Genomic DNA, 13607 nt, shown 5'->3' with positions numbered 1-13607 from the left:
AGGTCGAAGTTTCACATACTTTATCAGCGAAAGCATAAGGATTGAAATTGTCTATGGCAATGACCGATCGCAAACATTCAACGCGAATCCTGGTGGCGGGCTGCGGCAAGCTGGGTGGCGACATCGCCTCCTTGCTGGCAAAGACGGCTGACGTGTACGGCTTGCGCCGGAACCCACACAAGGTACCGCCCGGGGTTACAGGTATAGGTGCCGACCTGACCCGGCCAGATACACTGAAGGGCCAACTGCCAGAAAATCTTGATGTGGTGATTTACTGCCTGACACCATCAAGCTACGACGAACCGGGTTACCGGGATGCCTACGTCACCGGACTACAGAACCTGATCAATGCCCTGGGTCCGAATAAATTAACCAGACTCCTGTTCATCAGCAGCACCAGCGTGTACGCCCAGAACGACGACAGCTGGGTGGATGAACACAGTGAGGCCAGGCCAGACCGCTTCACCGGGCAACTCATTCTCGAAGGCGAACAGACCGCCCTGAACAGTATTCACCCGGCCACCGTGGTCCGGTTCAGCGGTATTTACGGCCACAGCCGGCAACGCTTTCTGGAGGAGGTTCTTGAAGGGCGAATGAACCCAGAGCCCCCTGCCCCGTTCAGCAACCGGATTCACGAGCAGGATGCGGCCCGGGCGGTCGCCTGGCTGACAGAAAATGCCATGAAGGGAGAACCACTGGACGATCTCTACATTGGTAGTGATTGCGAGCCGGTGCGGCTGGATGACGTGGTAGCGTGGGTTCGGCAGCAGGTGCCGTGTAAAGATCCGGTGGAGGGTGCCCGTAAGGGCGGCAGAGCTGGCAGCAAGCGATGCAGCAATCAGCGCCTGCTGGCCACCGGCTTTGAGTTCCGGTACCCCGATTACAAGGCAGGATACCGGGAACTCATCGACGGCCTTAGCTGAGCACCATCACGGCTTCCATTTCCACAGGCACACCTTTCGGCAACGCTGCCACGCCCACGGCAGCCCGTGCCGGGTAGGGTTCCTGGAAATAGGTCGCCATGATTTCATTCACGGTGGCAAAGTTGGCCAGGTCGGTCATGTAAATGTTCAGTTTGACGATGTCTTTCAGCTCACCGCCTGCGGCCTCGCACACAGCCTTCAGGTTTTCAAACACCTGGCGGGTCTTGGCGGCGAAGTCACCTGCGACCACTTCCATGGTTTCCGGGTCCAGCGGAATCTGGCCAGACAAATACACGGTGTCCCCGGCTTTCACCGCCTGGGAATATGTACCAATCGCCTGAGGGGCGTTTTCAGTCTGGATGACAGATTTGTTGGTCATGACCTGTAATTTCCTCTCGTTCAAAACGCCAATCGTCACCCTTCGCCGTGGCCACTGTCAACCATACCTCGGTCTGGTCAGTGGCGAACCCGACTGATGTGGGTCACCGCCCGAATGTTGCGCACCCGGCGCATCACCCGTGCCAGGTGTTTACGGCCATTCACGTGAACCACCAGGCTGACAATACCAAACTTGGCATTCTGCTCTTCCACGTTAATCCGCTCGATGTTGCCATCGGCCATGGCAACGGCGTTGGCCATTTCTGCAATCACACCGCGCTGACGCTCCAGCTCTACGCGCAGCTCCACTGAGAACTCATCGGTGATGTCTTTGGCCCATTTCAGGTGGGTCAGGCGGGCACGGCCTTCGTCGTCTTCCGGCAGACGGGAGCAAGTGTCGGAATGAATGACCATGCCATTGCCGGAATCCATCATGCCGACCACCGGGTCGCCCGGAATCGGCTTGCAGCAGTTGGCAAAGCGCACCAGCATGCCTTCGGTACCGCGAATGGTCACCGCGCCCTGTTTGTCGACCTCCACATTCTCCAGATTAGCCGGACCATCCAGCGCTTCGTTGCCAGATACCAGCTGCCGCGCCACCAGGTAAGCCATGCGATTGCCCAGCCCGATATCGCCGATCAGGTCATCAAAACTGTTGACTTGATTGTGGTTCACCACAGCCTGTTTCTGGGCATCGCTAATGTCCGCCAGTTTTGCACCGAATCCTTTCAGGGACTTCTTCAGCAGGGTTCTGCCCAGCTCGATGGACTCTGCCCGCTTGCGGGTTTTCAACACATGTCGAATGCTGCTTCGGGCCTTACCGGTGACCACAAAGCTCAACCAGGCGGGGTTCGGCTTGGCGCCGGGCGCAGTGATGATCTCGACGGTCTGACCACTTTGCAGCGGCTGGCTCAGGGAGGCGAGGTTGCGGTTGATCCGGCAGGCAACCGCAGCGTTACCGATATCTGTGTGAATGGCGTAGGCAAAGTCAACCGATGTGGCGCCGCTGGGCAATTCCATGATGCGCCCTTTGGGCGTGAACACGTAGATCTCGTCAGGGAACAGGTCAACCTTTACGTGCTCGATGAACTCCATGGAGTCATCCGCCCGCTCCCGCATTTCCATCAACCCTTTCACCCATCGATCAACCCTGGACTGATTGATGTTGGTGACTCCGGAATCGTCGGTTTTGTACATCCAGTGCGCGGCGATACCGTTATTGGCGATGTGCTCCATTTCCTCGGTGCGGATCTGGATTTCGATGTTCACGTGCATGCCGAACAGCGTTGTGTGCAACGACTGGTAGCCGTTGGCCTTGGGCATGGCAATATAGTCTTTGAAGCGGCCCGGCAGCGGTTTGTAGAGGCTGTGCACGGCACCCAGAATGCGGTAACAATCGTCTTCCGTGTCTGTGATGATCCGAAACGCATAGACATCCATGATTTCATGGAAGGATTTCTGTTTGAACTTCATCTTGTTGTAGATGGAGTTCAGGTGTTTCTCCCGGCCCTGAATGCGCCCGGGCAAACCCCGTTCTTCCAGTTTCTCCTGCAGCTTGCCCCGAATCTCATCAATGATCTCTCGATGACTGCCCCGCAGCTTGTCGACCGCCTTGGAAATGTACTTGGACCGCATTGGGTACAGCGAGGAGAAGCCAAGATCTTCCAGTTCTGTGGAGATGGCATGCATCCCGAGCCGGTTCGCAATCGGGGCATAGATATCCAGGGTTTCGGTGGCAATGCGCTGGCGCTTTTCATAGGGCATCGGCCCCAACGTGCGCATGTTGTGCAGGCGGTCTGCCAGTTTGACCAGGATTACCCGGATATCCTTGGCCATGGCCAGCGTCATTTTCTGGAAGTTCTCGGCCTGGGCTTCGGCTCGGGAGCGGAATTCAATCTGGGTCAGTTTTGAGACACCATCCACCAGCTCAGCGACATCTTCACCAAACTGTTCTGTCAGCGCGTCTTTGGGGATTCCAGTATCTTCGATAACGTCATGGAGCATGGCCGCCATCAGGCTTTGATGGTCCAGTCTCAGCTCGGCAAGGATGTGGGCTACGGCCAGAGGGTGGGTAATGTAACGGTCGCCACTTTTACGCATCTGCCCTTCATGGGCCTGCTCCGCGTAATAGTAAGCCCTTCGCACCTGATTGATGCGACTGGTATCCAGATACGAACTGAGCTCTTTGGCCAGTTCTTCTACCGTTGCCTCTTCCGACACCGCGCCTCCAGTGTTCTCTGTTCGCCAGGGACAAAAAAGCCCGAATGCATGCATCCGGGCCTTCCCTTGTCCTTCCAGCAGGTTTCTATAGCTACACTATAAAACTGCGGTGACAGATTTCAATGGGTCTCAATCGCTGGCAGGTAAATGTACGCACTCCTGCCGGCGATTTTACTCGTCGTCGTCTTCGGTCAGCAGATCGCGAGTAACTTTACCTTCGGCAATTTCACGCAGGGCGATAACCGTCGGCTTGTCATTCTCTTCAGCAACCATAGGCTCTGAACCTTTGGTGGCAATCTGGCGGGCGCGCTTGGTGGCCAGCATGACCAGCTGGAAGCGGTTATCAACGTTTTCCAGACAATCTTCAACGGTAACTCGTGCCATTATCTTCCCCGACAAAAAGAATCACTGATTTAGCAGACCGCGTAGTTTACTGCCCCTGGTTCAATTTGTATACAGGGAAAACCAGATTCAGTCCCGACTGACAAGACCCGCCAGCAGTTTGCCGTGGCGCAACTGTTGCACCGACATTTTCAGCCGCTGGGCGCGGGTGATGGCCAGCAGGTCGGCCAATGCCACGCCGAAATCGTCGTTTACCACCAGGTAGTCAAACTCGGCAGCGTGCCGGCACTCTTCTTCCGCCTCTGCCAACCGGCGCTCAATCACCTCCGGCGCATCGGTGCCGCGGCCAATCAGGCGCTCACGCAGCACCTCCGCAGAGGGCGGCACAATAAAGATACTGACGCACTCGGGAACCAGGCGGCGAACTTGCTCGGCGCCCTGCCAGTCAATTTCCAGGATGACATCCTGACCTGTCGCGAGGGTCTCGCGGACCCACGCATGTGAGGTGCCGTAGTAATTACCGAAAACATCGGCATGCTCCAGGAAGTCGCCCTCGGCAATCATCGCCTCGAACTCATCACGGCTGACGAAGTGGTAATTCACGCCGTCTTGCTCGCCGGTGCGCATGGGCCGGGTGGTGTGAGACACCGACACGCCCAGCTGCGAATCCTGACGGAGCATTTCCGCGACAAGGCTGGTTTTGCCCGCGCCCGAGGGAGCGGAAATTACAAACAGGGTACCCTGCTCACCGGCCTGGCTCATGGCTTACTGACTCCAAATACAGTTTGCGCAGCCCCAGGGGCCTGCGAGAAAACCGTGAATTATACGGGGTTTGACTTATATGCGCATCCCGAGCCGTGTTCTACTGATAATATAGCGCGTTAAACCCAGACACCGGGGCCATCAGCCCCTCACCCTGAATCTGCCGATTATTGGAAGCCCGGAATGGACAAACTCCTGATCATCATGGACCCGAAACACAAGCACCAGACCGCACTGAGCCGGGGTATTGAACTGGCCCGGGCAACCGGTGCCAGCCTCGAAATCGTGGCCTTCGTGCATGAATATCTCGACGCCCTTCCCGCCGACCCGGTGGTCCAGAACAATGCACGCACGGCACTGATCGAGTTACGCCAGGAATGGCTGGAGAAAATGCTGGCACTGGCAGACTGCGACGACCTGAACGTGGTCGCCCACACGGTCTGGGCCAAGCAGATTCACCAATGGATTAACGAGCATTGCGAACGCGAGAATATCAGCACCGTGGTGAAAACCGGGCATCGATCCGAGACGTTCCTGTACACACCCACCGACTGGCATCTGATTCGGGAGTGCCCGGCGCCGGTGATGCTGGTGGCAGACAACAAATGGAAGAAAGCACACCCGATTCTGGCCGCCATTGACCTGAGCTCGGAGAAGCCAGTTAAACGGGCCCTGAACAACCGGATTATTGATCATGCCTGGCGGCTGGCCAAGGCCATGGATACCGACCTACACCTGGTGCATGCGCTCCACACATCGGTGGTGCTGGCTGATCTGGACATCATTGATACCGCCGCCCATACACGCAAGCGCGAGGAAGAACTGAAGCCCAGAATCGAACACCTGCGCAACACCTGGCACCTGAACCCGGAGCAGGTTCACATTATCGCTGGCCCGGCACAAAAAGTGATCCCGAGTGTCGCCAACAAAATCAAGGCTGATATGGTGGTCATGGGCACCACCGGCAAAACCGGTCTGGCGGCTAAAGTTGTCGGCAATACGGCTGAGAAAGTGCTGACTCACCTGAGAACCGATCTCGTGGCCATTAAACCGGCCGAGAAAGAATAAGGCAGAAAGGGGCCGGTCTACTCCGGCCCGCGACAATCATTCAAGGTTTTGCACCTGCTTAAAGAATAAAAATATAAAACCTTTAAAAAGCAGGTGATTAAAATGTTTTCTCTTGTGATAAATGATCGGTACTACCCAATTTACTACCCATGGATAGAAACTTTATCTCTGAGTAGCCCACATAGTTACTACTCATGATTATAAGCTGGGATAAGTGGGAAACTGGGAATTCCTGATCTTTTTCCGGTTTCCCGTCACCTCGTCTCAACCGAAGAAAACCTGCCAGCAAGTCTAGCAAGAGCGGCGCTCCCAGCGCACCTCTGCTGATACATCGAAGTTTGTACTGACAGTACAAACTATTGATTTTATTAGATATTTTTTTATTTTTCCTCTTGCATATTTGGAACTTCGTGCGAGTATTTTAGAAAACGCAGGAGTTCAAAATGACCAAGTTGAAGACCATTTGTTTTGCTGTAACTACAGCCGCACTCGTGGGTTGCGCTGCCACGCCTCGACACTATGACGACGAATCATCCCGCGCACTGAACCTGGCACGCGCTGGGGGCATCTACGATCAAGACCTGCGGGATTCACCAGACGGCACCCGCTCTTATCGCAAAAGCCTGTTGATGGGCGCCCTCAACCTGGCCAGTCTGACGACCTCATTAGACGCGCCGCTTCGTCATCTTACCGGCACCCAGACGCTGCTCTTCAACGCCACTGACATCATGATGACGCCGGACAACCCTTCGGCGCGACCCAGCCTGATGGGCTGGATGCCGGAATCACTGGCGGCGAACGAGGATGACGCCTATGACCACTATGTTGCCGTCGTGGATGAGGCCATCACCCAGGCCGCCGAATCGATGGCAATTACGGCAACGAAACTCACAGACGTGAAGACGCCAGAAATTGACGGGCACCCGCTCATGCTGTGGTCGGTGACAGCGGAGCGATATGGCTGTGCCGATAGCAACTGCGTCATCGCCTACAACATCCAACAACCGAATCACTGGAAGACACCAAGCTATGTCATCGGCGGTGAAGCAGCCAGTTACAACATCGCTGCCAACCACCCCGAGAAATACTCCCGACTGGTATTTCGGCAGTCCGGCCATGAACTCACCTTTCCAGTAGATGAATTCTATGGCGCTGTCAGCGCCGGCATGCCTCCCTGGATAGTGATGTACTTTCCACCAAACACCGTGATCCAGGATGGAGAGCCGCTCCCCTATCCGGTGTTGTATGAACAGGGCCAACAGTTGATGTTCAGGGAGCCCGATCATGAGTGACTGGCACGATGAACTTGAGTTGGCACTGCTGCCGCTGGAGGACCTGAGAGTCGATAGCGTCTACATGACTTTTGTGATCAGCAGCGCCTTGGGCGAGCACGGCATCCTTCATCAATGCCGGATCGGATACGCGGAGGACCGGCTGAGCCTAATGATCACCGCTCCCCATTGCTGGATCGAGCTCGAACAGGGCTGGTGTATCGATCTCCGACTCAGACAGTGGCTGGGCGATGAGGACGACCTCCCTCATGGCGTATTCCAGCCATCCAGCTACCCGCGAGTTCGATACCGAGGCACGGCGTTGGTGGTTCCACACCTGGACGTGGAAGATTTGAGGGCGATGACGAACGATGCCTACAGCAAGGTGAAACTGCCATGGCTGGCCGGGCAAGCCGCAGCGGCCTGATCCCGGGCAAAACTTGCATTTTCTCAGGTTCTGGTAGCTTCGAAGTAAAGAACGATCGGGGACTGACACCATGGTGAGAGTGGGAAAAATCGCAGCAGTGGGGCTCGCCGGGATCGGCGTTGTGGAGCTCGCCTTTAGGGGTACCGATGTAGCGCTTTACGCATGGTATCTATTGTTCGTGCTCTGGGTGGTCGCACTGTTCATTCGCTTCGCACTGGCCGTAGTCGATGCCTACAAGACGGTTTTCGCCAAGGGACCCGATGGGGAAATGACGTTTCCTGAATTCGAGGAAAAGATGGCGTCGTTTAGGCGAGGCACTGGAGAGGAGACAGTCGGCGCGAGCAGCAAGGCAACTTCCGGCAACGGAAACGATGGCGGTACGGAGGGTTTCCCTGATGACGACAGGATCAACCAGTTTTATCGAGCGAACGATCCGTTCGGGGAGTTTCTCGACTCTTGAAGTGGTTCTTTATGGGTACAGATCAGGAGAACCAGGGGTTCGAACCCGGTAGCGACCACCGGAACCACCTAAACCAGACCGGCCAGAGAGAACCACTTATAACAGACTGAGGAACCGACGATGTTTATTCGAGCCTACCTTCGGGCATCCACGCAGGAACAGAATGCGGAGCGAGCCCGGGAGTCACTGGTTCAGTTTGCAGCCAACCATGGCCAGCGGATCGCCGCGTTCTATGTGGAGAACGTGTCCGGCGCCACCTTACACCGCCCCGAGCTGATGAAGCTGATTGCAGATTCCGGCGAGGGCGACATTGTGCTGGTCGAACAGATCGACCGGCTGGCTCGCCTCAAACAGAATGATTGGGACTCTCTCAAACAAAAACTGGCCGCCAAGCGGTTGGCCATCGTCTCCCCGGAATTACCGACCAGTTGGCTCGCCCTGGAAAAGAAAGACGACACCGGTTTCACCGACTCCATTCTACGAGCGGTCAACGCCATGATGCTCGACATGCTGGCTGCCGTGGCCCGCAAAGATTACGAAGACCGACGGCGCCGCCAGTTCCAGGGCATCCATAAAGCCAAAGCGGAGGGTAAGTACCAAGGTCGACAGCTAGACCTAAAGCGCAGGCAGCACATCGCCAGCCTTCTGCGCAGCGGCCACAGCTACAGCGAGATCCAGGAAATGCTGAGTTGCTCGCGGCACTTGATCGCGTCTGTCGCCAAAGAACAAAGACAGGCCGATGTGGTGGCCTGAGACCAACAAAGGGCCCTCAAAGGGTCATCAACTATTGGAGACCTGAATATGCTGAACCTATCTGCCACACTGATTGCATTCCTGAGCTTTGTCGCAGTCGTACTTTTTATCTGCGTTATGGCCTACCGCAACGCAGACCGTCTGGAAGCGTTTGCAGAGGGCAAATTCCGGAAAAGATCATCCCGCCACAATGGCGGCCCGAAATAAATTTGGGGCAAACCGGTGTTCTTGACCAAAACGGGCAGTTTGAGAGCCGTGCCTACTGCGTCGTCCATGGCAGCATGATCGTGAAGTCGATATGAGGTTATGCACATGACGGACAAAACAGCCATGCTTCCCGAAGGCTTTCTAGATTTGCTAGAACAGGAAGAAAAGCGGAGGCTACAGCGGGAGGGCGAGGGGCTTTCGGCTCTCACAATGCTGATCGACGCCGCTCACAGCGGTGGTGGCCAGGCCCGGCATATCCGGCGATTCCTGCTTGGCCTATATAACGCCAGCCACTGGCCATTCGAGTTGAACCGGTTGAGGGCCTTGGATACTGAACTGCAACAGGCAGTCCTGCAGGTTCTGGCGCTGGATTGGAATGGCCGGGAGGTTCACACCTATGTGCCGGGTGGTGACGAGTTGTTTCAGTCTTGGTGGGAGCGGGAATCGGGAGACTGATAGCTTTATTGAGCTGCTCTTTTTGAAATTCACCCCGTCTCGCATTTCGTCTTATCTCATAGTATTAAGCAGCAGAAGGTCGTTGCTGACTTCTGGACTCTAACCTTTAATGCTTTTGTCGTTGGGAACATCGCATGCGGAAAGCAGTTGCCTGGCATAGGCTTCTGCGGCGGCGAGCACCCATTTCTTCGTCGCTCCCAATACAACCAGAATGTGTACGACAATGACAGCCAAGGCAACGAGTGCAGCGGTGTTTAACTCTATGATGGAAAACGGGGCGCTTTGCAAAGGTACGGTCAGCACAACGACGACTACAGCCAGCACCAAATCCACCAGCAGTGCCACAGGTCGTAAAGCCCAGAAATTCCTTCGGAAACCGTAGTTCATGTTCTCTTCGAAAATGAGTTTAGCCGACTCTTGGCCTCGCGTCGTTTGTAAAAGCCAATCGTTTGCTGATGCGTAGACCTCATCTGCTGTTTCGGGATCATTTAACTCCTCTTCAGAGCTGGGCAGAACGATGTTCTGAATATGTGTGGATAGAAAGCGGTGATACCGTTCCTTCGTCAACTTGTTGAGTCGCTTATCTCGGTGGCGCAGCATAGAAATAGATGGCATGCCTCCCCACGATTGGAACAGCTTGGATTCCTGACGCTTTCCTCGAGCTCGACCGACTTGGGTCAGCCAGGTCGCACCTCCAAAATACGCGGCAACACCAATAAGCGTGGCAGCTTTTGACTCAAGCCCGGGGAAAAAAATCAAAGCGACGATACCAACTGGCAGAAGCGCCAATAGTGCGGGCTGGAAGCGTGCGCGCCGGTTATAAGGGTCTGTGACCAGTTCAGTAAGGTTCATGCTCTTCCCTCACCGATTTCCCTTTCAGCGAGGACTGCACGATAGCCATCTGGTGTGTGTATCAACAAGATTGAGGGAGCAAGACGGGCGAGCCCCATAGCCTGTGCTGATTGATTGTCGAGCGCTGACGGTCCGCTTGGGGCCAAGTGGCTGTGCCAGGTACCGAGACAATACAAAGTTGCATTTGTTGTTCTGACGTAGTTATCGAGAGTGCGCCTGAGGTCTTTCACACCGAGCACAAACTTATGTCGTGATCGTTGACTGTCTTCGGGGGCTGCCAGTACATCCACCACGTAAAAGCTCCGTGTTACCTCATCTTGTCGGCCAAGGAGCACTCCTCCTGTCTCAACGCTGGCCCAATGAGCGACCTCCCGTTCTATTTTTTCGTGCGCGCGGGCGCTCAAACGAATTGTCCAACCAGTTTCGTTTTCCGTCCTGACGATGCGCACGGGGGCAACAGGGACATGCTCCCAACTAACACCGATTCCGGTATCAGAGAGCCGACCAATCAGGAGTTCACCTTCTGTAGGCAACCCTTCTTGTTGACGGGATAGCAAATACTCAGACATTCCAGCCGCATACATCGATATCCTCCCGTCCGAGACCTGCATTGTCGCTGAGCCACACCCTTCACCCACAATAATACGCGGAAGTTCGATATCGCCGCCCTCGGGATAAAGCTGCTGCCCTATTTTGTCGTCGCCAGAGGCCAGAGCATACAACTCCGTGAAGATGTCTCCGATGTCAGGGTTACGATTAACACCCTCGGTTGCTATGACACCGAGGCTACCATTTGCATAGAGCAGAGCTTCAATTACTCTGTGACGAAACGTCTGTGTGCAGAGTGCAGCGCGGGCGCGAAGTGACGCTGTCGTATTGATGATTGCCCACGTGTCTTTATGGTATGCCTGTTTTGACAGAGCGCGCGAGTGGAGTGCATCAACTATATCATCGGTGATTGCCGTCACGTTCTGCGAAAGTCCGGATAGGGCTTCTTTTAGTAGTCGCGCCTTCATGTCCATCAACATGACCTGCTTGTCAGCATCAGCGGGCGCTATCGCGTGGCGAGCCGCATTGTGGGGCACCATCATGGCCGAGTCTATGATCGTACTCGGCCCTCGGCCGGCTCTGCCTAAATGCAGGGCTATTTTCGATCCGAGACTACCCGCCCCGATCAATGTCCATGCGGGAGGGGTGTCTTCAGCGGGAAGACCGGATAGTGTAGATAATAGCTCTCGCGTGATGTGGTCACGATGAGCACAGGGTCTTACCGGTGTGTCATCTCCATTAGGAAATGCCTCATTGGCGTAAAAGTCCAATGTATAGCAGCATATTTCGATGTTACTAGTGGTCCCAATGATATTGCATGGACGACGAGCACACAGCACAACTGCTATTGGACAGGCTTCCCTAGAACGGTATTTTTTGACGCACTTTGCAAGCCTGTTTAGCCCATCGGTAAGCTCCCGAACACATCCGAACTCTCGTGCCTTTTCCTTCAGGTCACTGAGATTTTTTACGTTATCCGGTACATAAACATCGCAAACAATAGGGTCACCAGAGGGTTGCTTGCCTGGCCATACAATCAATGCCAAGCTATCTCCGCGCTGGAACTCCTCGTTATGGGTAGTCCATGTTACCGCATTACGTATGGACTTCTCATTCACAGGAACCTGGTCATTAAAAACTTGGCCGAATAGCCAATGCCCATGACGCCGAAAGTAACCCATACGGTTGAATTGGAATCCGCCATTGCGGCTGACTTTCGCTCGTAGGCTAGAGCTGTCAGCAACCAAGAAATCTTGAGTATCATCCCTGCGCTGGGGCTCCCAGCCTTGCTCAGGATCAATCAAACGCCCTTCAGCGGCATGCTCAAGCCATAACACCGTTTGATTTAAAATACCGGCAATACCATGTTGTTGCATGAACTCCGTAAGCTGTCCGTCTTGAATACACGGCACTGGTCGTTTATCAGAGGTAAGCCATGGCTGAATATGTGCATGATTTCGGCTGAAGTCAGCTCGCAGGGATAACTCCGGTGGGTCCAGTGGATATAGCCGGGGGAACTTGAGATGAATCTCTTCAAATCGCCTCACCCCAGACGGGCTCTCACCTGTAGCCCTCCAAGCATTGGGCATAGGAACCTCAAGTATCACATCAAGATGAAAAACGTCATCCTGGGTGTAAGGCTCACTAACCTGGTTCACCTGAGGGTGGGCTTTGATGATCGCAATCGCTCGATCAACTTCCCGCTTCTGTGAATGGTGAGTATCTCCTGAATTACCCATGGCCAACCGGCTGACTCCCAACCAGACCCGAACTCACGATGGCAGCTGAAGTCAGTAGTTTGGCTCTAGGCTTAGGGCCATTGCTTCCAATTTCAATTTCCAACGCCTTTGGCGAAAGGTCCCCCACACACTCAAAGCTCCCACCGCAGTCATCTGCAATATTTTCGTACTCTCGCTTTGCGCGAAAGCAGGGTGGATCATTTGAGTCATTCAGCACCGGCTTACTGCTCGCAATCAGGATCGCACCAGGCTTGGCCTGAGACAGAGCGCTTTGCGCATCCTGACAAACCTGGGCATCTTCTCCTTTGTCGCTCCAGCTGTCGTATGACAAGCTGCGCCATGAACAGTGGTGCGGCGTCAGTAATACGTCATACGAGAGCACGTCAGGGTCTTTCTTATGCTGTTGCCACAATCTTTCCCAAATGGCCACTTCGGCATCGCCTCCCGTTAAATAGAGGCACTTACCCGGTATTCCGCCCCCGGCGATCGAAAATTGAAGAATAACGCTAGATTTATTCTTCGAAAGCTCCTCTTCATCGTCATTGATCGGAAGCGGCGCAAGCAATGTCGCTGAAAAGCTGTCATCTAATGAGCCATTCATAAAGCTGAAGGTTTCATCTACTTTGACGAGTATGTCGGTCAAATCATCAGTTTTACCGTTGTCGTCCTCACCGAGGATCAAAATCCGCTCCCCGTCTGTTCTAGCCCCTCCATCGCGAAACTGTTTTACGCGCCGTCTGGCTTCACTGTTCCACAACCTCGCATCCTCACAGAGCGTGTGATTTCGGCTTGCGCGACGGAACACGATTGGAGAAGACCACATTTCCCGAATCAATATTTTGTCATCCTTCTTCGACCATTCATCCGCCGGGCCAAGATGGAAGTGATTACCTAAGCCCCGGCAGTGGTCTTGGTCGGGGTGACTGAGCAGAAAGGCATCGACATAAAGTCGATCCTGGCTATCTCGGGGTAACAGCTTTCGGAGCTGAGCAGCTACATCTGGCTTTTCACCATCTGGGTCGTCTGCGTCCGACCTGATGTTGATGTCGACGAGCAAGAATCTGCCTGACTCCAACTGGAGCAGCGTCATGTCGCCGTTGTCCACAGGGAAAAATCGCATAATCGCAGTCATCACAAGCCACTCCCGTCAAGTCAATAGCCAGCAAGCCATCCCTCTGACTCTTGTCAGAATTAAAGCCA

Annotated in this window: 15 protein-coding genes; 8 read left to right on the top strand and 7 right to left on the bottom strand. The window is 54.6% G+C overall.

The window, feature by feature from the left end:
• Positions 1-53 precede the first annotated feature (53 nt).
• Positions 54-923 (top strand): NAD-dependent epimerase/dehydratase family protein, encoded by an 870-nt coding sequence (locus ACNSOI_RS02650; protein ID WP_420195083.1) that lies wholly within the window; start codon positions 54-56, stop codon positions 921-923.
• Here the strand turns inward: ACNSOI_RS02650 and ACNSOI_RS02645 are convergent.
• The 4 genes from ACNSOI_RS02645 to gmk form a co-directional block, all read right to left on the bottom strand.
• Positions 916-1302, bottom strand: coding sequence for a RidA family protein (locus tag ACNSOI_RS02645; RefSeq protein WP_011784170.1), 387 nt, complete (start codon positions 1300-1302; stop codon positions 916-918). The two genes, ACNSOI_RS02650 and ACNSOI_RS02645, sit on opposite strands and share 8 nt — an antisense overlap.
• Positions 1303-1379: 77 nt before the next feature.
• Complete coding sequence (locus tag ACNSOI_RS02640; protein WP_061332571.1) at positions 1380-3521, bottom strand: RelA/SpoT family protein; 2142 nt, start codon at positions 3519-3521, stop codon at positions 1380-1382.
• A gap of 171 nt (positions 3522-3692) precedes the next feature.
• Positions 3693-3905 (bottom strand): DNA-directed RNA polymerase subunit omega, encoded by a 213-nt coding sequence (gene rpoZ, locus ACNSOI_RS02635; RefSeq protein ID WP_058091993.1) that lies wholly within the window; start codon positions 3903-3905, stop codon positions 3693-3695.
• 87 nt (positions 3906-3992) lie between these two features.
• Positions 3993-4625 (bottom strand): guanylate kinase, encoded by a 633-nt coding sequence (gene gmk / locus ACNSOI_RS02630; RefSeq protein WP_061332570.1) that lies wholly within the window; start codon positions 4623-4625, stop codon positions 3993-3995.
• Positions 4626-4808: 183 nt separating this feature from the next.
• Between gmk and ACNSOI_RS02625 the strand changes: the two genes are divergently transcribed.
• The 7 genes from ACNSOI_RS02625 to ACNSOI_RS02595 all read left to right on the top strand — a co-directional run bounded on the left by ACNSOI_RS02625 (position 4809) and on the right by ACNSOI_RS02595 (position 9267).
• A complete protein-coding gene (locus ACNSOI_RS02625) occupies positions 4809-5693 on the top strand; it encodes a universal stress protein (RefSeq protein WP_420195082.1) in 885 nt (294 codons plus the stop codon).
• Positions 5694-6136: 443 nt separating this feature from the next.
• Complete coding sequence (locus tag ACNSOI_RS02620) at positions 6137-6985, top strand: hypothetical protein (RefSeq protein ID WP_420195081.1); 849 nt, start codon at positions 6137-6139, stop codon at positions 6983-6985.
• On the top strand, positions 6978-7391 hold the full coding sequence (locus tag ACNSOI_RS02615; RefSeq protein WP_420195080.1) for a hypothetical protein: 414 nt from the start codon (positions 6978-6980) through the stop codon (positions 7389-7391). The genes ACNSOI_RS02620 and ACNSOI_RS02615 overlap by 8 nt, the downstream gene beginning before the upstream one ends.
• Before the next feature lie 70 nt (positions 7392-7461).
• The gene (locus ACNSOI_RS02610; protein WP_420195079.1) at positions 7462-7851 is read left to right on the top strand and encodes a hypothetical protein; all 390 of its coding nucleotides are present in this window, start codon (positions 7462-7464) and stop codon (positions 7849-7851) included.
• A 120-nt stretch (positions 7852-7971) separates the two neighbouring features.
• The gene (locus ACNSOI_RS02605; RefSeq protein ID WP_420195078.1) at positions 7972-8604 is read left to right on the top strand and encodes a recombinase family protein; all 633 of its coding nucleotides are present in this window, start codon (positions 7972-7974) and stop codon (positions 8602-8604) included.
• Between the two features lie 48 nt (positions 8605-8652).
• Positions 8653-8811, top strand: coding sequence for a hypothetical protein (locus tag ACNSOI_RS02600; RefSeq protein WP_273071540.1), 159 nt, complete (start codon positions 8653-8655; stop codon positions 8809-8811).
• Positions 8812-8916: 105 nt separating this feature from the next.
• A complete protein-coding gene (locus ACNSOI_RS02595) occupies positions 8917-9267 on the top strand; it encodes a DUF7673 family protein (RefSeq protein WP_420195077.1) in 351 nt (116 codons plus the stop codon).
• Between the two features lie 99 nt (positions 9268-9366).
• Here the strand turns inward: ACNSOI_RS02595 and ACNSOI_RS02590 are convergent, their stop codons facing one another.
• The 3 genes from ACNSOI_RS02590 to ACNSOI_RS02580 all read right to left on the bottom strand — a co-directional run bounded on the left by ACNSOI_RS02590 (position 9367) and on the right by ACNSOI_RS02580 (position 13539).
• Entirely contained in the window at positions 9367-10119 is a 753-nt protein-coding gene (locus ACNSOI_RS02590; protein ID WP_420195076.1) for a hypothetical protein, read from the bottom strand.
• Positions 10116-12326 carry a Mov34/MPN/PAD-1 family protein gene (locus ACNSOI_RS02585; RefSeq protein WP_420195700.1) on the bottom strand — a complete coding sequence of 737 codons (2211 nt, stop codon included), beginning with the start codon at positions 12324-12326 and terminating at the stop codon, positions 10116-10118. The genes ACNSOI_RS02590 and ACNSOI_RS02585 overlap by 4 nt, the downstream gene beginning before the upstream one ends.
• A 73-nt stretch (positions 12327-12399) precedes the next feature.
• Positions 12400-13539 carry a metallohydrolase gene (locus ACNSOI_RS02580; RefSeq protein WP_420195075.1) on the bottom strand — a complete coding sequence of 380 codons (1140 nt, stop codon included), beginning with the start codon at positions 13537-13539 and terminating at the stop codon, positions 12400-12402.
• Between the last annotated feature and the right edge of the window lie 68 nt (positions 13540-13607).

This window comes from Marinobacter sp. GH_1, from assembly GCF_048595985.1.
GTDB classification, from domain to species: domain Bacteria; phylum Pseudomonadota; class Gammaproteobacteria; order Pseudomonadales; family Oleiphilaceae; genus Marinobacter; species Marinobacter shengliensis.
This window is presented reverse-complemented; position numbering and strand designations above follow the sequence as displayed.